19 protein-coding genes are annotated in these 21,628 nt (G+C 39.6%); 13 read left to right on the top strand and 6 right to left on the bottom strand.

Annotated features, from left to right (window positions below; translation table 11 throughout):
- Nucleotides 1-121: 121 nt before the first annotated feature.
- Nucleotides 122-811: a DUF1080 domain-containing protein gene (locus E3K36_07780; GenBank protein MCF6155139.1), complete on the bottom strand. Its 690-nt coding sequence runs from the start codon at nucleotides 809-811 to the stop codon at nucleotides 122-124.
- 428 nt (nucleotides 812-1,239) lie between these two features.
- On the opposite strand from E3K36_07780, the gene E3K36_07775 reads away from it, so the two are divergent.
- The 4 genes from E3K36_07775 (at nucleotide 1,240) to E3K36_07760 (ending at nucleotide 7,675) form a co-directional block, all read left to right on the top strand.
- On the top strand, nucleotides 1,240-3,312 hold the full coding sequence (locus E3K36_07775; protein ID MCF6155138.1) for a TonB-dependent receptor: 2,073 nt from the start codon (nucleotides 1,240-1,242) through the stop codon (nucleotides 3,310-3,312).
- A gap of 20 nt (nucleotides 3,313-3,332) precedes the next feature.
- Nucleotides 3,333-4,283 carry a hypothetical protein gene (locus E3K36_07770; GenBank protein ID MCF6155137.1) on the top strand — a complete coding sequence of 317 codons (951 nt, stop codon included), beginning with the start codon at nucleotides 3,333-3,335 and terminating at the stop codon, nucleotides 4,281-4,283.
- A 3-nt stretch (nucleotides 4,284-4,286) separates the two neighbouring features.
- Complete coding sequence (locus tag E3K36_07765; GenBank protein MCF6155136.1) at nucleotides 4,287-6,455, top strand: EAL domain-containing protein; 2,169 nt, start codon at nucleotides 4,287-4,289, stop codon at nucleotides 6,453-6,455.
- A 92-nt stretch (nucleotides 6,456-6,547) separates the two neighbouring features.
- Nucleotides 6,548-7,675: a hypothetical protein gene (locus E3K36_07760; protein MCF6155135.1), complete on the top strand. Its 1,128-nt coding sequence runs from the start codon at nucleotides 6,548-6,550 to the stop codon at nucleotides 7,673-7,675.
- Nucleotides 7,676-7,685: 10 nt separating this feature from the next.
- Here the strand turns inward: E3K36_07760 and E3K36_07755 are convergent, their stop codons facing one another.
- The 5 genes from E3K36_07755 to mobB all read right to left on the bottom strand — a co-directional run bounded on the left by E3K36_07755 (nucleotide 7,686) and on the right by mobB (nucleotide 11,493).
- Nucleotides 7,686-8,486 (bottom strand): ABC transporter permease, encoded by an 801-nt coding sequence (locus E3K36_07755; protein MCF6155134.1) that lies wholly within the window; start codon nucleotides 8,484-8,486, stop codon nucleotides 7,686-7,688.
- Between the two features lie 20 nt (nucleotides 8,487-8,506).
- Nucleotides 8,507-9,247: an ABC transporter ATP-binding protein gene (locus E3K36_07750; protein MCF6155133.1), complete on the bottom strand. Its 741-nt coding sequence runs from the start codon at nucleotides 9,245-9,247 to the stop codon at nucleotides 8,507-8,509.
- Between the two features lie 149 nt (nucleotides 9,248-9,396).
- Entirely contained in the window at nucleotides 9,397-10,437 is a 1,041-nt protein-coding gene (gene rtcA / locus E3K36_07745) for an RNA 3'-phosphate cyclase (protein MCF6155132.1), read from the bottom strand.
- Between the two features lie 95 nt (nucleotides 10,438-10,532).
- Nucleotides 10,533-10,880, bottom strand: coding sequence for a c-type cytochrome (locus E3K36_07740; protein ID MCF6155131.1), 348 nt, complete (start codon nucleotides 10,878-10,880; stop codon nucleotides 10,533-10,535).
- 112 nt (nucleotides 10,881-10,992) lie between these two features.
- Nucleotides 10,993-11,493, bottom strand: a complete 501-nt coding sequence (gene mobB / locus E3K36_07735) for a molybdopterin-guanine dinucleotide biosynthesis protein B (GenBank protein MCF6155130.1) — start codon at nucleotides 11,491-11,493, stop codon at nucleotides 10,993-10,995.
- Between the two features lie 435 nt (nucleotides 11,494-11,928).
- Here mobB and E3K36_07730 point away from each other — a divergent pair, with 435 nt between their 5' ends.
- The 9 genes from E3K36_07730 (at nucleotide 11,929) to E3K36_07690 (ending at nucleotide 21,497) form a co-directional block, all read left to right on the top strand.
- On the top strand, nucleotides 11,929-12,918 hold the full coding sequence (locus E3K36_07730; protein ID MCF6155129.1) for a MoxR family ATPase: 990 nt from the start codon (nucleotides 11,929-11,931) through the stop codon (nucleotides 12,916-12,918).
- A gap of 79 nt (nucleotides 12,919-12,997) precedes the next feature.
- On the top strand, nucleotides 12,998-13,873 hold the full coding sequence (locus tag E3K36_07725) for a DUF58 domain-containing protein (protein ID MCF6155128.1): 876 nt from the start codon (nucleotides 12,998-13,000) through the stop codon (nucleotides 13,871-13,873).
- A 127-nt stretch (nucleotides 13,874-14,000) separates the two neighbouring features.
- Entirely contained in the window at nucleotides 14,001-15,014 is a 1,014-nt protein-coding gene (locus tag E3K36_07720) for a hypothetical protein (protein MCF6155127.1), read from the top strand.
- Between the two features lie 127 nt (nucleotides 15,015-15,141).
- Complete coding sequence (locus tag E3K36_07715; protein MCF6155126.1) at nucleotides 15,142-15,663, top strand: hypothetical protein; 522 nt, start codon at nucleotides 15,142-15,144, stop codon at nucleotides 15,661-15,663.
- 108 nt (nucleotides 15,664-15,771) lie between these two features.
- Nucleotides 15,772-16,767: a VWA domain-containing protein gene (locus E3K36_07710; protein ID MCF6155125.1), complete on the top strand. Its 996-nt coding sequence runs from the start codon at nucleotides 15,772-15,774 to the stop codon at nucleotides 16,765-16,767.
- Between the two features lie 66 nt (nucleotides 16,768-16,833).
- Complete coding sequence (locus E3K36_07705) at nucleotides 16,834-17,841, top strand: VWA domain-containing protein (protein ID MCF6155124.1); 1,008 nt, start codon at nucleotides 16,834-16,836, stop codon at nucleotides 17,839-17,841.
- Nucleotides 17,838-18,710, top strand: coding sequence for a tetratricopeptide repeat protein (locus E3K36_07700; protein MCF6155123.1), 873 nt, complete (start codon nucleotides 17,838-17,840; stop codon nucleotides 18,708-18,710). Before E3K36_07705 ends, E3K36_07700 begins: the two co-directional genes overlap by 4 nt.
- A gap of 34 nt (nucleotides 18,711-18,744) precedes the next feature.
- A complete protein-coding gene (locus E3K36_07695) occupies nucleotides 18,745-20,610 on the top strand; it encodes a protein BatD (GenBank protein MCF6155122.1) in 1,866 nt (621 codons plus the stop codon).
- Complete coding sequence (locus E3K36_07690; protein MCF6155121.1) at nucleotides 20,610-21,497, top strand: tetratricopeptide repeat protein; 888 nt, start codon at nucleotides 20,610-20,612, stop codon at nucleotides 21,495-21,497. Before E3K36_07695 ends, E3K36_07690 begins: the two co-directional genes overlap by 1 nt.
- The last annotated feature ends 131 nt before the right edge of the window (nucleotides 21,498-21,628 follow it).

The raw sequence follows: 21,628 nt of genomic DNA, 5'->3' as shown, positions 1-21,628 counted from the left end.
AGGGGGACTTGAGGAAATCCCCCTTAAACTAGGGGGGCATGGACAAGCTTGTTTGTCCGTGCTTTAGTCTCAAGCAATTTACCAGTAGAGACCGCCCAGTCGGACGTCTCTATACAGCGCATTATTTCATTTCCTGCATCACCAGATCGTCAAAATATGTGTAGGAATCCGATTTTGTCCAGAGTCCTATACTCCCGCTGTCGAAGGTATCATCCGACACCTCAAACACCTTTGTATTATTAAAAAAACATTGAATCTTGTCTGACTTACAAATAACTTTTAATAAGTGCCATTCGTTCGACGGCACCTTTATGTTTTTACCTGCGATCTGCCTTCGACTCCCATTAATTACTGTATATAACCGTACATTATTTTCTAAGGCATTGGCCCTGAGCACGTAATGGTTATTATTGTCTTTATATCTGAAGACCAGCCCGCCGGCCTGATCGGCCTTCCCACTGATAGCCCTCAATTTTACAAACGCCATAAAATCTTTATACGACACCCCGTCGAGTATCAGGAGTGGAAAACGATAATCCGTGTCATCCAATTTGGTTTGTACAACCACATTATCGGCTGAGGGGGCATGTTCAATCTTCTTGGCTACCCAACGTCCTGGTTCTCCCTTTCCCGTAAGAGCACTTTGAAACCCAATGGGTATCACATCTGCTTTATCATCATCAAAGTAACATTCCTTCCTTTCACCAAGGATTTCTGAAGCTGTAATTTTTTGCCCCTGCTGTGCATGGGTATAACCAGAAATTAATGAATTCGACAGACAAACGACCAACATCACAAATAATTTTTTCATAACGTAAGCTCCTTAAAAAAATTCATTCGAATACAAAAGCTGGCGAAGTCTTTATATATGAAAACGCCCGAGATGTGAGGAGTGGATTCGAAACACTACCTATAGTTTTGAATAAAAGCATAATAAGAAACTACTCATAATTACAAACAAATTTTTCTCGCTTGTCAAAACTAACTTGAGAAAAATGGCTTAGACAACTTTGGGTAATTGATGTACATATTTGATCGTTTTTGCGAATAATCTGATATTTTGCTTGAATTGTACTATCGGATAATGTTCAATTATGTTTACGTACAAAAATGTAATTCGGCCAATAAAAACTGAAATAATTAAAGTTGGACACATAAGTATCATAAATTATATCGATGAAAACCATTCACCCTAATCTTTAAAATCTTTATACACCATTATAACATGTATAACTGAACATGTTACCTCCTTACAGCAGAAAGAAAACTATTTTCTTTTCTAAAGGAAATGGGAAATTCCAGAGATTTTTCATCATCACTCTCTTCATTCTTTGTTTTTTACCCTATCAGTGTCTGGCAGAATCGGAACTATCCTTAGAATCGGCACCTGTAAGCGAAGAGATGATTCTTTTTCAAGAGATTCCTTCAGTGTATAGTGCCGCCAAATATGAGCAAAAGTTGACAGAAGCGCCTTCTTCAGTCACTATTATAACGGCGGATGAGATCAAAAAATATGGTTATCTAAATTTTGCTGAGATTTTACGGAGTGTACGAGGATTCCATGTTACCTATGATAGAAACTATCATTACCTTGGGGTAAGGGGTTTTGGACTGCCCGGAGATTACAATACCCGTATCCTGCTCCTTATCGATGGACACCGAATTAATGACGCTATCTATGAACAGGCGCCTATAGGCACGGATTTTCCCATCGATATCGATCTCATTGAACGTATAGAGATCATCCGTGGGCCGGGTTCTTCCCTGTACGGCACAAATGCATTTTTTGCAGTTATCAATGTAATTACCAGGCGGGGCAGAGATTTCAAGGGTATTGAGACTTCAGGAGCGGCAGGCCGTTTTGAGACATATAAGACCCGTGTGAGTTACGGTGATAAATTTCAGAATGGTCTGGAGATGTTATTTTCTGGTTCTTACTATAGCAGTGAAGGGGACGACCGATTGTTCTTCAAAGAATTCGACAATCCTAAAAACAACAACGGTATTGCAGAAGACCTTGATAATGACCGATTTAAAAATCTTTTTAGTAGCTTTTTCTTCCATGATTTAACTTTGCAGTTAAATTATCACCAAAGGGAAAAAGTTGTTCCAACTGCTCCATTTGATACAAGATTTAATGAGCGTTTTTTTGCTGCTGACGAGCGGGGCTGGGCGGATCTGAAGTACGAACGCATATTTGATGACCAATTAAATTTTCTGGCCAGGCTCAACTACAATTTTTACGATTATAATGACGATTATTTTTCAAATGAATTACCCGGATCAATAAAAACTACTGATGATGTTGATAGCCAATGGTTGCAAGGAGAGGTGCAATTGACCAAAATCCTTCTCGAAAAGCACAAAAGCACGTTCGGGTTGGATTATCGGTATAGCATACAGCAGGACCAGCATGCCTTTAATCATATAAGAGTGGGTACATTTCCCGGAATTAGACGTGAAATTCTCGATGACAAACGTGACACGCAGTATTGGGCAGCTTATCTACAGGATGAATATGCCATTACAGACTATTTGACTTTAAATGCCGGTGCCCGTTTTGATTATTTTTATACCTTTGGAAGCGCCGTCAGTCCCCGTGCTGCGTTGATTTACAACCCCTATGAGAAGACAACGTTTAAGTTTGCATATGGCCGGGCATTCCGCGCGCCAAATGCCTACGAACTTTACTACCATGATGACACTTCGCAGAAGCACAGTCCCCATCTTGACCCTGAGACCATCGATACCTATGAAATCATTTACGAACAGTACTTTGGAAAGCACCTTCGTGGGACAATTGTTGGTTTTTATAATTCAATTGACGATCTCATTGCCTTAAAAACTGACCCTGGAGACGGTCTCCTCGTGTTTGATAATATCGATAAGGTTCGTGCAAAAGGTATTGAATCTGAATTGGAAGCAAAATGGGAAAGTGGTTTTGAGGGAAGGATCAGTTATACCATCCAGGAAACCGAGGACGATAAGACCGGGGAAATTCTGGTAAATTCTCCTAAACATTTGGCCAAGCTCAATATGATTATTCCGCTGATAAAGAGAAAACTTTTTTTAAGCGGAGAAGAACAGTATACGAGCAAAAGAGAAACACTTTCTCGCAGATTTGCGGAAGACTTTTTTATCACTAACGTAACACTGTACAGTCGTAATATTTTTAAAACATTGGAAGTTTCAGGAGGCGTTTTTAACTTATTTAACAAGGAATACGAAGATCCCGGTGGAGAAGAACACGTGCAGGATACCATCGAACAGGACGGCAGGACATTTCGAATTAAGGTTACGTATGCATTTTAATTTGCCAGAGAACATTCAACATGCACGGATGCAAAATTCCTACTATTCTCAAAGCAGCTATAATTATAATATTCGCCTTCTGTATAACTATTCATAAAATCCCAGCGGATGTGTTGCAAATGGCCGTGATTGTTAGTCGCAATGAATCACCTTATACAGACGTGTTCGAAGGTTTTCAAAATTATATTATGGGACAAAAAATACAGGCGAAATGTGATATCTATGAGATGGAAGGTGAGAATGTGCTGATATCAAAAATCTTTCAGAAAATCAAAAAAAATAAACCTAGTTTGATATTTACCATTGGAACTACTCCAACTGAGGAGGCTCTCAAGGTATTTATTGACGTACCAATTGTTGCTACCCTTATTCTCGACGAAGGTACGATAAAGCATGCACGTAACGCCACCGGGGTAATACTCGACTTTCCGATAGAAACACAGTATTATTGGTTAAAGAGTTTCCTCCCGGAGGCAAGAAAAATCGGCGTCATGTACAACCCGTTGGAAAATCAAAAAAAGATTCGATGTGCTGAGGAAATAGCAAGAAAAATGGGGCTCGATCTTTACCCTGTGAAGATTCGTACACCAAAAGATATTCCCAATGCACTCAAAACCTTAGCAAATAATGCAGATGTTTTGTGGGGAATAAATGACCCGCTTGTATTTAATTCGCTAACAGCTAAACAAATCCTGCTTTTTTCATTTAGAAACCGTATACCATTCTGTGGTCTTTCTTCCACCTGGGTAAAGGCAGGAGCTCTTTACGCCTTAGAATATGATTTTCATGATATAGGGGTGCAATGTGGAGAGAAGGCTATTGAAATTATACGGGGTGCAGGGGTGAATTCTGTACCTCTATCTTTCCCTCGAAAGTTACTTTATACCCTGAATCTGAGAACAGCCAGATATATGAAGATAGAGATTCAGGAAAAACAGATTCGTAATGCATATAAAATTTTTGAGGAATAAGTTATGTTTGCCTCAAAAGCAAAGAGACGAATTAGCATAGCAACCAAATTTAATCTTTTAACCATTCTCATTATCCTGGTGACTTCGGCAGGAATCAGCTTTTTTCTTATACACAATGTAGTTTCTTACAAATACAACAACCTTGTAAGACATGGCTTAGTTATTGCCAGCATGGCATCTCAATCAAGTGAATATTGCATCTATACAGGGGATAAAGAATCTATGAAACAGATCGTTGAGAGTCTGGAAGTAGATGAAGATGTTGCTTATGTATGCCTTCTCAATAAAGATAAAAAGCTACTCATGCACAAAAGCTTTAAATGTGGGCTAAAAATTCCCCCATCACCTGCCGTGAGTTTCATAGATTCCGGTTCACAAGGAAAAATACTGTATAAAGAATTCGTCAATAAAGAAGATGGAAAACGGTATATTGACGTTCTGTCTCCTGTGATTATCGTTCCCGACAAAAAACCAACAGATACATTGGTAACCAATCAAAAAAATACAAATCCGGAGATTATAGGATACATTCAACTTGGATTGTCCCTTGAAAATCTTCATAAAAGAATAAACCAATTCCAGATGTCTGCATTAGTTTTTACCTCTCTCTTTGTCTTCGTAGGGGTTATTTTCACTTTATTTCTTACAAAAAAAATTACCGCCCCTCTCAAGAAGTTGAATTTAGCAACAAAAAAAATTTCTGAAGGAATATTCGAACAGCATATTACCGTTTACACGAATGATGAAATTTCAGATTTTGCGTGTGCTTTCAACCATATGATCGAACGTTTACGAGTATATCGTGATCAACTGAGACACACTGCATTTCACGATCCGTTGACGAACCTGCCCAACAGGAATCTTTTTATGGAGCGTTTGGAGCGATTAATTGAGCATGCAAAAAGAGATAAAAACTGTTTATTTTCGGTATTATTTCTTGATCTTGACCGTTTCAAGGTTGTAAATGACAGCCTCGGTCATCTTGTGGGTGATAAATTACTGATCTTAATCGCGAAAAAACTGGAAGAGTGCTTGCGGAAGTCAGATACCGTTGCTCGTTTTGGAGGAGATGAATTTGCAATTCTTCTTGATAATATAGATGACAATTTTAACGCAAAATTTGTGGCAGAAAGAATCCTGGAAGCCTTGAAGGAGCCTTTCATTCTTGATGGCCATAGAATAGTTGCCTCGGCAAGTATTGGAATTGTCTTAAAAGGCGAATTTTATAATCGCCCGGAGGATATCCTGAGGGACGCTGATATAACAATGTACCGGGCAAAGATGCATGGTAAAGCACGGTATGTGATATTTAATACGGAAATGCATGCCAAGGCAATGAATTATTTACAGTTAGAAGCCGATCTCTGGCGTGCTATTGAACACTCAGAATTAGTAATTTATTATCAACCCATTGTGTCATCAACACGTGATGAGATTGTTGGTTTGGAATCACTCATTCGCTGGCAGCATCCTCAACGTGGTTTAATTCTGCCTGATGAGTTCATCCCGCTGGCAGAGGAAACCAGAATGATCGATAAAATCGGTCATTGGGTAATACAAAATGCGTGTGCTCAAAACAAGGTGTGGCATGACATGGGATTTTCAAATATAATTATTAGTGTTAACGTATCAGCCTTACAACTTCGACACAAGGAATTACCGGAACTGGTCAGGACAACAATTAAAAACACCGGGTTGTCGGCCGATGTCTTTAAATTGGAAATTACCGAAAGTACGGTCATGGAAAGCAAAGAGCTAGTCCTCGAAATATTTAAAGAATTGAATGATATGAAAATACAGCTCATGATGGATGATTTTGGCATCGGTTTTTCTTCAATACATAACCTGAAAAATCTTCCGTTCAGTACATTAAAAATTGATCGGTCTTTAATTTTAGATATTGCCATTAATACAGATGCTTCAGCAATTGTCAAAGCTATCATAGACATGGCGCACTCCCTTAAAATAAAGGTAATTGCAGAGGGGGTGGAAACGCAAAGGCAGTTGGAATTGTTGCGGTTGTATCAGTGTGATTATATACAGGGCTACCTGTTATACAGTCCTATGAAGGCTGAAGAAATTACAAACTTATTGAGGCAGAAAAATACGCATCTATCAAATACGAAAAGTAACATTACACGAGAGTTTATTCCATTATCGAGCGAAAATTAACATAAAAAGGAAGAAAATCAATTCGAATTTTTCTATTTCGAAATAATTGCTGTAGCATTCTAGGTATGATCCTCTCACAAAAATATTATTGAATGGGGGTGAAAGATATGCGAAGCAAAAACAGGTTCATTGTATTATTGATTTTGATGATCTTTCGCTTTGATAATCTGGCGAATGGTACAGAGAAAACGACGTCTTTACCAAAAGTGCATCTTATTCCTGATGTGCCGTATCACAAGCAAATAACAGGTCTCTCCTGCGGTTCTGGTGCCCTTGAGATATTATACGATTTTTGGGGCGAGGATATCGATCAAAAGGCCATCGCAGATGTTGCCCGCTCCTCTTCAATAGGTACTTATACGTGGGATATGGTCCGTGCAGGTTTTTTCAGTCATCTGAGCAGTGCCCAGGGGAGATTCTTTCCCTATCATGCTCCTCAATCGGGTTATCCAGAAAGACCCTTGGGTTATGCCTCTTTTGCTTATTCTTCAGTTACTCTCTGGTGGTCAGGCCTTAAAGAACTCATTGCTCAAGATATTCCGGTTGTTTTATTCATGAAATATGCACCAGATGATGATACAGCGCATTACCGGGTGATTGTGGGGTATGATGAAGAGGAGGGAGAAGTTTACTTTCTGGATCCATGGGGTAGGGACCTAAATAGAGTGACAAATCTTGATGGGACTATCACATGGAGCATGACTGACTTTGAAGACGCATGGAACTATACCGGATACGGAACTTCACGCCCTTATTGGGGAGCAGTAATGATGCCATGGACGGTTACCATTCACACCACCGGTGAAACAACCGCTGGTTCCGTACTCGAAGTAACAGCAGAAATTACTTATCCCTGTCCCCAACCGTTCGATTGCTCAGAATGTTATGCCTTTGATACCTTTGCAGAGATTATTTTACCCACAAACATGTACTTACTGGAAGGTTCGTCCAGAACCGATATTGGGCATCTTCAGGCCGGAGAGAGCGTTACCGTTACATGGAAGGTCAAGCTCGATGTCGATGGATCTGGTACCTCGATTAGAGTAACAGCATCAGGACTTGTATCGGGTAATGTTCCGGAAGCCGATTGGGAGGGTGCGAGTATTAGGACCGATAAGAATGGTAAGAGGGGTGAGAGGGGTAAGAATGATAGTGAGAATTCTTATCCGCCTTATACTTATACCGATGAAATTGGTGTAGAGACAAGTATGGAACTATAAATCGTTACTTTTATAGATTTTCTGCTGTTAGCCGTGCAATAAGCCCTTTTCGCAGGACAATGCGGTAGATATAGAGGAAAAACAGGCATGAAATAATTAAGTATACAAATGCGATACTTATACCGGCAATGAGATGCGAAACTGAAAACTTACCAGAAAGTAGAGCGCCTCTCATTCCTTCAAATACGTAAGAGGGTGGAAGAATCGCTGAGATTGGTTGGAGAATTTTGGGAAGAGCAGAAATAGGATAAAATATCCCGGTAAATGGGTCTAAAACAAACGGAATTATCCATGCGATCCACTCGGCCGGAGGGCCAAATCGTAATACCAATGCTGTAGTGAAAATTCCGAGTGCAAAGCCAAATACAAGCATAATTCCAAGAAACGGTACGAGCAAAACACCAAATTGAAAAATATTATAGAGAAACATCCCCCATGCAATAAAAAGCATTACACTCAAGCCCGCGATGCTCGTGGCCAGACTTGAAATTACTAAACCAGACAGGTATTCACGAATACGTAGTGGCGAAGCAAAAAGATTGAGCAGGTTACATGACCACATATCTTCGAAAAATGATAGCATCAAACCTTGCTGTATACGAATAAGAAAATTCCACAAAACTACCGCTCCTAAAACGGTGGTACTAAAACTAAATCCAGAATGACCCATGCTATCCAAATAATTAGTAATAAATCCCCACAGGATAGTATCGATGCTAATCCACATGAAAATATTAACAAGCCTGGTCTTATTGTTCCTGATAAGAAATATCTGCCTTAAAAAGATCGCATAAACTCTTCTGAAATCCATAAACTATATGGGTTAACCTCTCAAAAGAAACTCGGTTCGTTTGCGATTGCAATAAAAAGTTCTTCAAGGTTTTTCTTTTTGTATTCAACGGGCAGTTTTCTAGGATTGCCTTCAAGCAAAATTTTTCCGTGTGAAAGAAAAAGGACCCGGTCGCACACGGCTTCTACTTCATGCATATTATGTGAAGTCCAGAGCACTCCTGCACCGCTTGATAAAACATGATCCTTAATTATTTGCCGGATTGTTTGAGCCGTATTTGGATCAAGTGAGGCGGTCGGTTCGTCAAGGAGGAGAAGCTGCGGGGAATTAATTAGTGCTTTTGCAAGGTGCAGGCGCGTCTGTTCTCCAGCGGAAAGAACGCCTGATTTTGTATGAGCAAGTTTTTCTAAATGAAACTCTTTAAGGAGAAAAGCAATCTTATTCTTAAGCTTTTTTACTCCATAAAGAAGTCCAAATACATAAAGGTTTTGCCAGACCGTAAGATTCCCTGGTAATTGGGCATATCCAGCGGAAAAACTGACTTCTTTCATGATACTTTTTCTCTGCTGTTTCAGGTCTTTTCCTAAAATAGAGATAAATCCAGCATCAGATTCAAGGACACCGAGAATTATATGAATAGTGGTCGTCTTGCCGGCTCCGTTCGGTCCCAGAAGTCCAACAATCTCACCACTCCCTACAGAAAACGAGAGACCAGAAATGCCCTTTGTCTGGTCAAACTTTTTCATGAGATTTTCTATTTTAAGGATCAAGGCATCCCCCATTTTCTCTAAAAAGAAAATTGAATAGTCACGAGGTAAGGCAGGTCTTCTTACTTTAAGCGAGTTTCCTATTTAACACAGTATATGCGGTGGAAGTATAGCAAAATCGATTTTCTTTAGCAAGAATCGTCTGACCATTGGACGAACGTTCATTACAAACAACTTATTCCAATAGTCCCCTCCTCGTTTAGGTTTCCGGAGATGTTGACAGTTACAGGTAAAAACAATTTTACAATTTCAATGTTCGTGAGTAAATGTTGCGTAATCCTGGGTGTAATAAATTGTGATGTCCTTTTTGTAAGGGCAAGGGGGAGGATGAGCTGGTCTGCGAGGTATTCATCAATGACGCCTCTGGTTTCAAGGAAAGAGAAAAATTCATTACATGCCTCATCGGAAACAGTTTCTGCACGTTTACCAATAGCGCCTAAACTAAAATAACAACACTGGCTATGTTCAAATTTCCCCACCAGGAGTAACATTGTTCCCTTCCCAATGGCAGGCGTTTCTACCACAGATATTTCGTGTGGTATATTTCGTTCCAAAAAGTTCTTCTTTGCTTGCGTTTGCTGCCGGTGGGCAATATTTACATCCAGATTGCTTACGGCAGATATTCCCATTACCTGGATAAGCTTCCCTCTGACATCAATCCGTATTGGATGCTGGGGACGTGCCGGATTTATTTTTACGAAAACCTCACCGCCGCCGCGAGGGTAATATCCGGATCTCAGTGTTTGTATTTCTGCATCAAAACCGATTTTTTTGAGAAAGTATAGCCACTGTTGCATAAGGTAATCTATACAAGGACTGTGACTGACATGTGTGCCGCCCATAATGGTGATTGAAGAAGGCTTATTCGCCAGACTGAGTGGATAAAATATGGTTTGTAAAACGAGCGAAACAGAGCCTGCCGTTCCAATATCAAGACGATACGTACCAGCTTTTACCTCTCCGGGATAGAATTTGAGATCAGTGGAACGCAGCTGATTTCCAACGACTTCGGCATTACAAATCTGGGATGTTGCGTTTACCGCCTGAAGGTGCTGATGGCTGAGTCCGGGTATTTTCCTGTTAGCCCGGATGTTGAATATCTCAAAGGGCCTTTTTGTAATAGCCGATAACGACAGGGCAGTACGCAGGATCTGTCCACCCCCTTCGCCAAATGAACCATCGATTTTAACAAGTTCATTATTCATAACTCATATTTTTATTACAAAAAGAAAGGGTAGGACATTGTCATGTCCTACCCTTATGATTTTGCAAGATCTATGAAAACTATTTACACATTGAATTATTTACCGCCAAATTCCCGAACTAACTGGACGAGCGGCTCAAGATCAGCAGCATCAACTCCCAGATCCGATAGTTTCACGTAATTTGGGTTCTTTGTGCCTTCGGTCATAGATTTTTTCATATCTGCATCAGTTCTTGATTTCTGATAATCTGAATTCGTGAAGTCTGGTACACCGAATTGTTTTCCAGCTTCACTCCCTTTCCCGTCGGCACCGTGGCATAGTTCACAGGTATCCTTATAAATCTTTTTAATATCTCCGGCATTTACCGTGAACGTGGGAAAGCTAAGATACACACCAAAAATCGTTGCCACAGAAATTGTGCAATAACCAAAAATCTTTTTCAATGAAATATCCTCCTAAAAAATGTACACCTATTTACAAAACATTACGAAACATGTTTGTCCTGGGACAAATCACATGATATTTTGCTGAAATACTCATCACCTCCCGTTGGAATCACCTCATCTTTGATTCTATAAAATTTATGATGTTATTCAAGTCATCTTTATAAAAAAACGGTGTATGCGAATCTGCCTTAACAGTGATTGTAATTTTCAGATGATTTTTATATTTTTTGTTTGCTGATTTCACTTGCTGATGGTTATTTTGGATTTCAATATAAGGATACCGCCAACTCTTATAGCCTTCAACAAGTACTATATCAACGTCTTGATGATTCGTTTCTATAATATCTTTTATTGATGGGAACCTTCTGTCTACCCTTTTTATTGTTGCCAGCTTTTGGGACGAAGATATGGAAACGACATCAGCCCCGGCCTGATAGTGTCTGAAAGTATCCTTTCCTTCATAATCAATTTCAAATGAAGGAATATTATACTTTATCGTGCCTACCCTATACCCCTTTCGCTTTAACAAAGGTATAATAAGCTCGATGAGTGTAGTTTTACCTATATTCTGTTTGCCAATGATCGAAACTACTGGTATATTTTTTTGCAACGTTTATTTGCTATGTGCTTATTCCCAAAATAATCTTATTCACGATTTTCTGTAAACCAGCGGAGCAAAACCTCATGTAGAATTTCGCATGGTTTTGCGGGAAATTTTAGCGGCAATAAATTGTTTAAAAATAGAATATTTATAAATATCTATGCGTATATTATCCACTTAAGCTTATTCTAAAAGGCGATTTTAAATTTTAATCGTAGCATCTATTCAGTAATGTGTCAAGCACTTTCCTTTTGAGAATGGATTTGAAATACCTGTTTTAAATCAGATAAATTTGGTATAATATTCGTTCTTCCTGTTGCCGGCCCGCAGAATCTATAATGGGTGTGTTTGTAAGAAGGAACAAATTTGCTGGTATCATCTGTTTTAGTTACATTATATCTTGATTTTTTATTTAATAATCAACAATTTGTGGCGGAGGGATAGATGGATTCGGACGTTAAAAAGATTACAGAAAGGGTAAAACAGGAAAGCGATTTTGTGAATACCCTGATGTATGAAGTTGGCAAGGTAATTGTGGGACAGAAATACCTGATGGAAAGACTTTTGATAGGTATCCTTTCCAATGGGCACGTATTATTAGAAGGTGTACCTGGATTAGCAAAAACAATGTCGGTCATGACGCTTGCCAAAACAATGCAGGCCAGCTTTCAACGGATACAATTTACGCCCGATTTACTTCCTGCCGATCTCATCGGTACCCTTATTTATAATCCTAAAAATAGTGATTTTACGATACGCAAAGGGCCTATCTTTACCAATATCGTCCTTGCTGATGAGATTAACCGTGCACCTGCAAAGGTACAGAGCGCACTTCTGGAAGCAATGCAGGACAGACAGGTTACCATTGGGGATCAGACATTTCCACTGGAAGATCCGTTTCTTGTATTGGCTACACAAAATCCCATTGAGCATGAGGGCACGTATCCATTACCCGAGGCACAGGTAGACCGTTTTATGTTAAAATTAAACATTACGTATCCTGATAAGAAGGATGAACGTGAGATTATGGAGCGCATGGCATTAACAAAAAAGGATTTTTGTGTAAATCCGGTGATATCTCCTGCGGATATCCTGCGTTTGCGTTCCCTGGTAGACGAGATTTATCTCGATGATAAAATCAAGGACTACATTATTGATATCGTATTCGCATCGAGGGACCCGAAGGCGTATAACCTTCCATTGGATGAATTCATAGAATACGGTGCATCTCCACGCGCAACAATTTATCTTACGCTAGCCGCCAAGGCGCATGCCTTTCTAAAGGGAAGGGGCTTTGTGACTCCTCAGGACGTGAAATCCATAGGTATGGATGTGCTTCGCCACAGGATAATTATAACCTACGAGGCAGAGGCAGAGGAGATAAGCGCTGAAGATATTGTACAAAAAATATTTGATACGGTAGAAGTGCCATAATAAAGACCTTCAGACAAAGCCGATTAATCGTTTTAAGCTGTTTTTGGTCTGAACCAAATGACACGATAGAGATATATTTATGATCTCAAAAGATATAATGAAAAAAATTCAGCAGATAGAGATTCATACCCGTCGTCTTGTCAATGAGTCGTTTATTGGTGAGTATCACAGCGTTTTTAAAGGGAGGGGTATGGAATTCGAAGAGGTGCGAGAATATCAGCCAGGAGATGAAATTCGAACGATTGACTGGAATGTAACGGCACGTATGGGTCGTCCCTTTATTAAACGTTTTGTAGAAGAACGAGAGTTAACGGTGATGCTTCTTGTAGATGTAAGCGCCTCCGGAAACTTTGGATCAATCAAGCAGTTAAAAAATGAAATTGCCACAGAAATCTGTGCACTTCTGGCATTTTCAGCCATAAAGAATAATGACAAGGTAGGCGTGATCATGTTTTCGGATAAAATTGAAAAATTTATCCCCCCCAAAAAAGGAACGAAACATGTACTGCGGGTCATCAGGGAACTCCTGTGCTCAGAACCTGCCGGGAAAGGGACAAATATTTCCGTTGCGCTGGAGTACATGAACAAGATATCCTCCCGCCGTACGATTTCTTTTATTGTATCTGATTTTATAGCACATGATTATGTACATGCATTACGCATTGCAAACAAGAAGCACGACGTGATTGCAATTACGGTTGTAGATCCCAGAGAACAAGAATTACCAAACGTGGGTTTTATCGAATTAAAAGATGCAGAGTCAGGTGAGATACTTTTATTGGATACGTCAAACCCCCGTGCCAGAAAAGAATTCAGTGCTTTAAACGCCAAACAAAAACAGGAAAGGTCAAAGTTGTTCCGGTCGATGGGTGTTGACGAAATTGTAATCAGCACCGGCAAAAATTATGTAGAGCCGGTTGTCCGTTTTTTCAGGGTGAGGGAAAAGAGATATTAATTACATTGATGGATTATTCTGCAAGAAAATATCATTTCAGATTTACTATGTACGGTTTGGGATTTAAAATAGTGAATCGTAAACATAAATTTATTTTCGGCTTTGGATTCTTAAGGTTTGGTTGGAAATGGTTATAAAAAGGCATAATCTGCTCCTGAACACACTATTGATTTTCGCGTTTGTTACCTATACACTGATGTCATTAAAGGGTACTACTCTTGCCATAGAAACACAGGATACGGGAGGTGTGGCCTCAATAGAGGCAACCGCATATACAGATAGAAACGAGGTAACGATTGGCGATAAGATAAGATTTGGGATTCGTGTGAAATATCGGGATAACCTCACGATAGAATTTCCTAAAATTAATCAACAACTTGGCGTATTTACCATAAAAGAAGCGGGAGACATCGCAGGAGCCAAACGGGAAAAAGACGGGTACTTTACTGCCGAACAAAACTACGTGCTGAGTTCGTACGAAATCGGACAACAAAAGATCCCATCGTTGAAAATAAAATACAAGGATAATCAAGGTGCAGGTGAAGTCGTCACAAACGAAGTAATTATTGATATCAAGGGAGTGTTAAAAGAAGGAGAAACTGCAACTGATATAAAGGATATCTTTCCCCCCGTGGATGTGCCCACAAATTTCAAGCGGTTGGTTATATGGATATTTGCCGGGTTTGCAGCGCTTTCGTTATCAGCTGTTATTTACTGGTTAATCAGGAAACGCAAAAAGGGTTACACAAAAAAGGAACAAGAATTTATAAGAAGATCCCCACATGAGGTTGCCTATGAATTACTGGAAAATTTATTAAAAGAGGATCTGATAACGAAAGGGCTGATCAGGGAATATTATTATCGCCTGACAGACATTGTGCGGCATTATATTGAAAAAAAGTTTGATTTGTTGGCACCGGAGCGGACGACCGAGGAATTTCTTGACGAGATGGCGCATACAAATAAATTAGACGATGTCCACAAACGATTGATCCGGGAATTCCTTGAACGCTGTGATATGGTGAAATATGCAAGGTATGGGCCATCCGGGTCGGAAATTCAAGAAATCTACGATGCAGCAAAACGATTTATCGATGAAACGAGAGAACGTTTCGAAGAAAAGGAGGTGATTGCTCATTAAATGCTGGAATTTCAGTAGAAGTAAAATTTGTTGCAGGGAATCTTAAGATGTTTGCTCTTTTCATAAGTGTTATTGGGAATTTTTCATCATCATGTTTATTGTAAACCTTTATTAAAAGGGTAAAAAAATGGTAAAAGCGCCTGAAAAATTTTTGGAAGAATATTTAAGTCATGAAAAAGGTTTAGGAAGTAAGACGGTAACAAGGCCTTCAAGAGCGCAAATACGTAAGGTTTCTGATGAAGAGCTTGCGAGACTGAAACAAAATGTGCAAACGTTGTGGGGTATTTATGATACTCCGGAGATCAAAGAAATTCTTTCCAGGAAACATAAAATTTACTTTTTGGACATAGAAACTGCTATTGTAAGCGTAAAGCTCAGTTACGTAGATAAAGGTATTTTTGTGGAATATGAGTTAGATATGGGCAGCAAAAAAGAACTTGCAGGAGCACACATATATAAACAGGCAGAAACGAATCTTAATAGATATTTTTCCTCTATAACAGGGGTAGAAGAACTCCTCAAAACAAACAACGCTGTACTCCAGGCTGTGGTGGATGTTTTGATAGAGAAAGAGATCCCTGAAACAGATATTTGGAATACTATTGCAAAGGGGGGGCAGATACATCTGTCATCTGTATCAAACCCATAGCGCTTTATTTTTCAATCGTGATCAATTGAAAATTTATTTGTGATTTGAAATTGAGAATTTATGAAACTAGTTTGGTTTTGACTTGTCCGGATTAAGACAAAGGCTGCAATGATCTTTCACGACCCGTTATTACTATTATTACTTGTTGTTATTCCACCCGTAATATATTTGTATTTTCGTCGCAGGGGGACAAATCATGTGCTCTTCTCCTCGCTCGATACATTGAAAAAATTAAAACCCTCATTCTGGCAACGGTACAGATATATAGTAATTATCTTTCGGTCTGCTGCTATCGTGCTCCTGGTAATTGCACTGGCACGGCCTCAGTACGGAGATGAACAAACAAAGGTAACGACCGAAGGGATAGATATTGTCCTTGCGGTGGATGTTTCAGGGAGTATGCTGGCAGAGGACTTTGAAATTGGGGGCAGAAGACACAACCGGCTTTACGTCATTAAGCGGGTAGTGAAAGATTTTATCCAGAAACGTACAAATGATCGCATTGGTCTTGTTGTTTTTGCCGGACGGGCATATACGCAGTGCCCAATGACACTAGATTACGGTATGCTATTACAGCTTCTGGAAAAGGCGGAGATTGGAATGGTTGAAGATGGTACAGCTATAGGCTCTGCCATTGGTTCGTCTGTGGATCGGCTCAAAAGCGGCAAAGCGAAGAGCAAGGTTATTATCCTTCTGACAGACGGAAGAAATAATGCTGGCGAGATAGACCCCTTTACGGCAGCAGAAATAGCCAGGACCTTTGGGATCAAGATCTATACGATAGGTGCCGGTACGAAAGGCCTGGCCCCGTTCCCCGCAGTAGACCTGTTTGGGAATACGGTAATGAAACAAATGAAGGTTGATATTGATGATGACGCACTCAGAGAAATTGCAAAGATTACAGACGGAAGATATTACCGGGCAACAGATACCGAATCGCTGAAAGAGATCTATAGTCAGATAGATAAACTTGAAAAAACAGAAACTGAGGTAACTCAGTACGCAGAATACCATGAATTGTTTCATTATTTTTTATTGCCAGCCTTTGGGTTGTTATTATTTGAATTAGGTTTAACGAAAACAAAATTCAGGAAAATACCCTAATAAGGACACAGATTCCTTGTAACAGTCTGGTTTTTTGATACATCTCAATAAAATTATAGTACAAAGATGAAATACGGAAATCTTAATTACCTTTATTTACTTCCTGTTATTCCAATATTAATTTTCGGGTACGTCCTCGTCTTCAGAAAGAAGATGAATGACCTGAACACGTTTGCAAATAGAGAATTACTACAAAAAGTTGGTCTTTTCGTTAGTCGGAAGAGACAATGGCTCAAGGCCGGTTTAATGATTATTGGCATACTTTTCCTGATATTTACCCTTGTAGAGCCCAAGTGGGGTTACCATTGGGAAGAAGTTGAGAAGAAGGGAATTGACATCGTGATTGCCGTGGATACCTCACGGAGTATGTTGGCTAACGATGTAAAACCCAATCGGTTAGAAGTGGCAAAAAGGGAGGTAGAAGATTTACTCAATGTGTTGGAAGGAGACCGTATTGGTCTTGTCGCATTTGCAGGTTCGGCATTTACGTACTGTCCGTTGACATCTGACTACGGTGCCTTTCGCCTTTTCTTGAATGACATTAATACGAATATCATTCCACTTGGAGGTACTGCCCTGGCAGAGGCAATAAGGAAAGGGATTTCAACCTTTGAAGCAAATTCAAAAAACCGCAAGGCTATCATATTGATTACCGATGGTGAGAATCACGAAGATGATCCATTAAAAGCAGCCGCAAAGGCCAAAGAGCAGGGTATCGTTATCTATACAGTAGGTGTAGGGAAGAAGGATGGTTCCTACATCAGGATGAAGGATGAGAGTGGTCAGGAAAGATTACTAAAAGATAGACAAGGGCAGGTTGTTAAATCAAGATTAGACGAAATTACGTTAAATAAAATTGCATTGGAGACGGACGGGCTATATACTCCTGCTTACGGTACAAAATGGGGTTTAGAAAAGATTTACAAGGATAGTATTGCGAAGATAGAAGAGTCCGTCTACAAAACGCAGCGTGTGAAAAGATATGTGAATCGCTATCAGATTCCTCTTTTTATTGCGATAGTGCTTATTACTTTAGAGAGTTTTTTGTCAGACCGAAAAAAGGCAATTCTGTGAATTCTCCAAATAAAATGAAGCATTTCAAACTGTTTTTTTTCGTAGTGGTACTATTTGGATGGGTATCTCTGGGATGGATAGACCCTCTTGCTGACCGGGTAAGGGAGGGAAATAGACTTTATAATGATAGTAAGTATGACGAGGCATTGGATAAATACGTAAATGCACAGGTGAATTCACCCAACGCATTCCAATTAGACTTTAACATAGCCAACGCTCAATACAAGAGAAGTAAATACCCTGAAGCAGCTCAACTGTTTGAGAAAGTAATAAGATCCGGGGATATCGAAATGAAGGCAAAATCGAGTTTTAATATGGGTAATACCCTGTACAGGCAGGGTCAGATGAAAGAGGCTCTGGAGTGTTATAAGAAAACTGTGGATTTTATCGATGAAATTGAACACAAGGTTGGTAGTGAACTCGATACACTGAAAAACGATGCCAAATATAACTATGAGTACGTTGAGCGAAAGATGCAGGAAAATGAACAAAAGCAGCAGGGTCAGGATCAAAAAGACCAGCAGCAGGAAGAAGAAGAGGATAAAAACGATAAACAACAATCAGATGACAATAAGAGCGAGGATGAAGAAAACCAGGAATCACAGAAAGATAAACAGGAGCCCAGTCCAGAAAGTACGCCGGAAGAAAATAAGAACAAAAAAGAGGATAACCAGGGTCAATCTGATAAGGACAAACAAAAAGAACAACATTCAGAGCAACAACAGCCGCAACCTCAAAATCAAAAACAAATGACAAAAGAGGAAGCGGAGCGGCTTCTGGAGGCATTGAATAATAATGAAAAAGAAACGAGGCTTATGAAAAGGGACACACAGCGTTTGCAACATAAATCTGTCGAAAAGGATTGGTGATTGTTTTTGGAAGGTCGAGGTTAAAAAGTAAGAAATGAGATATAAATCATTTAAAGAGATGAGGGTATATTGCAAATATTTTAGTATTGTAATTTCTTTCATTGTAATCTTTGGCTGCATTGGAAAGACAATTGCACAGGATATTCTGTTAACAGCAACCGTGGACCAAAATGTCATAACATTAAACGATCAACTAGAGTTAACATTGACCATCCACGGTACTCAGGACACCTTACCCCCTTCATTCCCAAGTATTGACGGGTTTACCTTGCTGTATGGCCCGCAAATATCTGCACAAACAAAAATTGTTAATGGTGATGTTTCAGTAAGCAAAGGCTATACCTATGTGCTGCAGCCTGCGGCAAAAGGTAAGTTCACAATAGGGCCCTCTGCAGTGGAATACAAGGGAAAGGTTTATTCTTCTCAACCAATAAAGGTGGAAGTGGTTGATACTCCCCGTTCATCTGGTTCACAGGCTCCGGACATTGATAAACTCGTCTTTGTGGAGCTGAGTACTGATAAGATTGAGGCGTATATATATGAACAGGTTGTGCTATCATTTAAACTCTATTTCCAAAAGGGATTACCGATCACCGATATAGATTATGTAGCGCCAGGCACAAAAAATTTTATGGAAGAAAAGCTCGGTGACCAAAGACAATACGAAGAAATCCGGGATGGGATCATATACAATGTTTTAGAACTACGTACGGCGCTTTTCCCGATGGTATCCGGAGAACTCACCATATCGCCTGCTAAATTAAAATGTAATTTGATCATTCAACAGCGGAGAGACCGGAGGAATACTCCGCCTGATAGTTTTTTTGGTGACGCTTTTTTTGATGACTTCTTTGGAAGGGAACAGAAGAGACATCCTATTGAAAGGACAACGGGGTCAATCGCCTTAAAGGTCAAATCATTGCCGGAACAGGGTAAACCTAAGGACTTTAAAGGTGCCGTAGGTACTTATCATATGGAAGTCTCAACAAGAGCACAACAGGTAAAGGTTGGTGACCCAATCACCCTATCCGTATCAGTATACGGGGAAGGGAACATTCAAACAATTAATGAACCTGTATTGGTCCTGAACAACGAAAACGATTTTAAGCTGTATCCAGCCGAATTCACCACGCAAATTACCAATCGGGAAGAATTAATTCGGGGACGAAAGGTGTTTAGCAAAGTCATAGAACCCCAAAAGACAGATCTGAAATTTACGCCGGCAATAGCGTTCAGTTTTTTTGATCCACGTGCAGGACAGTATAAAACAATTACTAAAGAACCTATTCCCATTGTTGTCGAAAAAGGAGAGCAGGAAGTACCCATTCAATTGACGCTTTCTCATGATAGAGTACAGCCTGTAAAACAACAAGTCCAAATATTAACACAAGATATTTTACCTATCATGGCAAACCTATCCTCGTTACAAAATCAGGGAAACCCTATCTATAAAAATCCGTTTATTATAGCGTGCCTTTCTATTCCGGCAATTACCGTCATAGCCTCTTTTTTTATAACGAAGAATAAAGAACGATTGCAAACAGATATCGGCTATGCAAGAAATAAACGGGCACATGCAGCAGCAAAAAAAAGATTGGAAGGGGCGCAATCAATACTTCACCAGAATCTTCCAACGGAGTTTTATTCATATCTTTCCAAGTCAATATCCGATTACCTGGCGGATAAATTAAATATTTCAACGGCAAGCGCTACGGAGGATAAAGTAGGTATCTTGTTAAAACAACGAGGAGTTGGAGACGATACCATAGAAGAAATTTCCCGTTGCATAACTGATTTTGATCATCGGCGTTTTTCAAGAGATGGAGGGTCACTGGATGAGATGGAGCATTCTTTAAAGCTCGCTGAACAACTCATCACAAAACTGGAGAGACAATTATAATGAAAATATGTTTATGGGTTCTATTTTTGTTTATACTTCCTTTTTTGGATTGTGGAATACAGAATGCACATTGCGGATTAATGAAATCCGAAATTTCAAGTGATGATGCTATAAAATTATTCACCGACGCGAATGAAAAATATCAGCTGGCAGCAAAGTTTGTTGCATCAAAAAATATACAAGAGGCCGAACAGAAGTTAAAAGAGGCGACATTACAATATGAGGCAATCCTGGCTCGCGGCTTCAAAAACGGCCAAATATATTATAATCTGGGAAATACCTATTATCGCCAGGGAGAATTAGGGAAGGCAATCTTAAACTATCGAAGGGCCGAGCAGCTTATACCAAGAAATGCAGACGTGGATACAAACCTGAGACTGATAAAGGGATCTATCGAAGATAAAGAATTATCAAATGGAGTCCCCGTTGCGATTCGAAGGATATTCTTTTGGTTTTTTCTGCTAAACCAGAACGAACTATCTATTGTGGCGGTGGCATTATATGTAGTGCTGATGGCATTGCTTTTTTTTCTCATTGTCTGTAAATATGAATGGCTTAAAAGAATAATAATAGGTTTTTCGGCAGGCCTGTTTATTGCAGTGGTATCCCTGGGTATCAAAATCTATATAGAACAGGGCGTGAATCGTGGAGTGATCGTTACCTCAAAGTGTGAAGTACGATACGGACCCGGGGAAGAGTACGAACCAAAGTTTGAAGTACATAATGGTGCGGAATGTGTGATTGAAGACGAAAAAGATGGTTGGTACCGGGTGTATCTAAAAGTAGGTGTAAAACAAGATACTGGTTTGAAATCAAGTACTGAGGAAAATGCGAGCAAAGATGTGAGAAGGGGATGGTTGCAAAAAAAGAACGTAGATGTGATTTAGGAGGTTGAAATGGGTGGGTTATATGGAAAGTTATTGATTACTGCATATATCTTATTTGGTACCATTCTATTGGGTTTTATTTTGATGTGCGTTATTTTTGGCAGAAAAGGTGACAAGACACCGTCATCAAA

This window comes from Candidatus Brocadia sp., from assembly GCA_021646415.1.
Classification (GTDB): Bacteria; Planctomycetota; Brocadiia; order Brocadiales; family Brocadiaceae; genus Brocadia.
This window is presented reverse-complemented; position numbering and strand designations above follow the sequence as displayed.

Bases quoted from the DNA above. Each gene is read 5' to 3' on its own strand.
- E3K36_07710 (MCF6155125.1), top strand. From the start codon at position 15,772: ATGATCTTTCACGACCCGTTATTACTATTATTACTTGTTGTTATTCCA.
- E3K36_07720 (MCF6155127.1), top strand. From the start codon at position 14,001: ATGGTTATAAAAAGGCATAATCTGCTCCTGAACACACTATTGATTTTC.
- E3K36_07730 (MCF6155129.1), top strand. From the start codon at position 11,929: ATGGATTCGGACGTTAAAAAGATTACAGAAAGGGTAAAACAGGAAAGC.
- E3K36_07715 (MCF6155126.1), top strand. From the start codon at position 15,142: ATGGTAAAAGCGCCTGAAAAATTTTTGGAAGAATATTTAAGTCATGAA.
- E3K36_07695 (MCF6155122.1), top strand. From the start codon at position 18,745: ATGAGATATAAATCATTTAAAGAGATGAGGGTATATTGCAAATATTTT.
- rtcA (MCF6155132.1), bottom strand. From the start codon at position 10,437: ATGAATAATGAACTTGTTAAAATCGATGGTTCATTTGGCGAAGGGGGT.
- E3K36_07760 (MCF6155135.1), top strand. From the start codon at position 6,548: ATGGGGGTGAAAGATATGCGAAGCAAAAACAGGTTCATTGTATTATTG.
- E3K36_07775 (MCF6155138.1), top strand. From the start codon at position 1,240: ATGTTACCTCCTTACAGCAGAAAGAAAACTATTTTCTTTTCTAAAGGA.
- E3K36_07780 (MCF6155139.1), bottom strand. From the start codon at position 811: ATGAAAAAATTATTTGTGATGTTGGTCGTTTGTCTGTCGAATTCATTA.
- E3K36_07770 (MCF6155137.1), top strand. From the start codon at position 3,333: ATGCACGGATGCAAAATTCCTACTATTCTCAAAGCAGCTATAATTATA.
- E3K36_07725 (MCF6155128.1), top strand. From the start codon at position 12,998: ATGATCTCAAAAGATATAATGAAAAAAATTCAGCAGATAGAGATTCAT.
- E3K36_07690 (MCF6155121.1), top strand. From the start codon at position 20,610: ATGAAAATATGTTTATGGGTTCTATTTTTGTTTATACTTCCTTTTTTG.
- E3K36_07750 (MCF6155133.1), bottom strand. From the start codon at position 9,247: ATGGGGGATGCCTTGATCCTTAAAATAGAAAATCTCATGAAAAAGTTT.
- E3K36_07705 (MCF6155124.1), top strand. From the start codon at position 16,834: ATGAAATACGGAAATCTTAATTACCTTTATTTACTTCCTGTTATTCCA.
- E3K36_07765 (MCF6155136.1), top strand. From the start codon at position 4,287: ATGTTTGCCTCAAAAGCAAAGAGACGAATTAGCATAGCAACCAAATTT.
- E3K36_07755 (MCF6155134.1), bottom strand. From the start codon at position 8,486: ATGGATTTCAGAAGAGTTTATGCGATCTTTTTAAGGCAGATATTTCTT.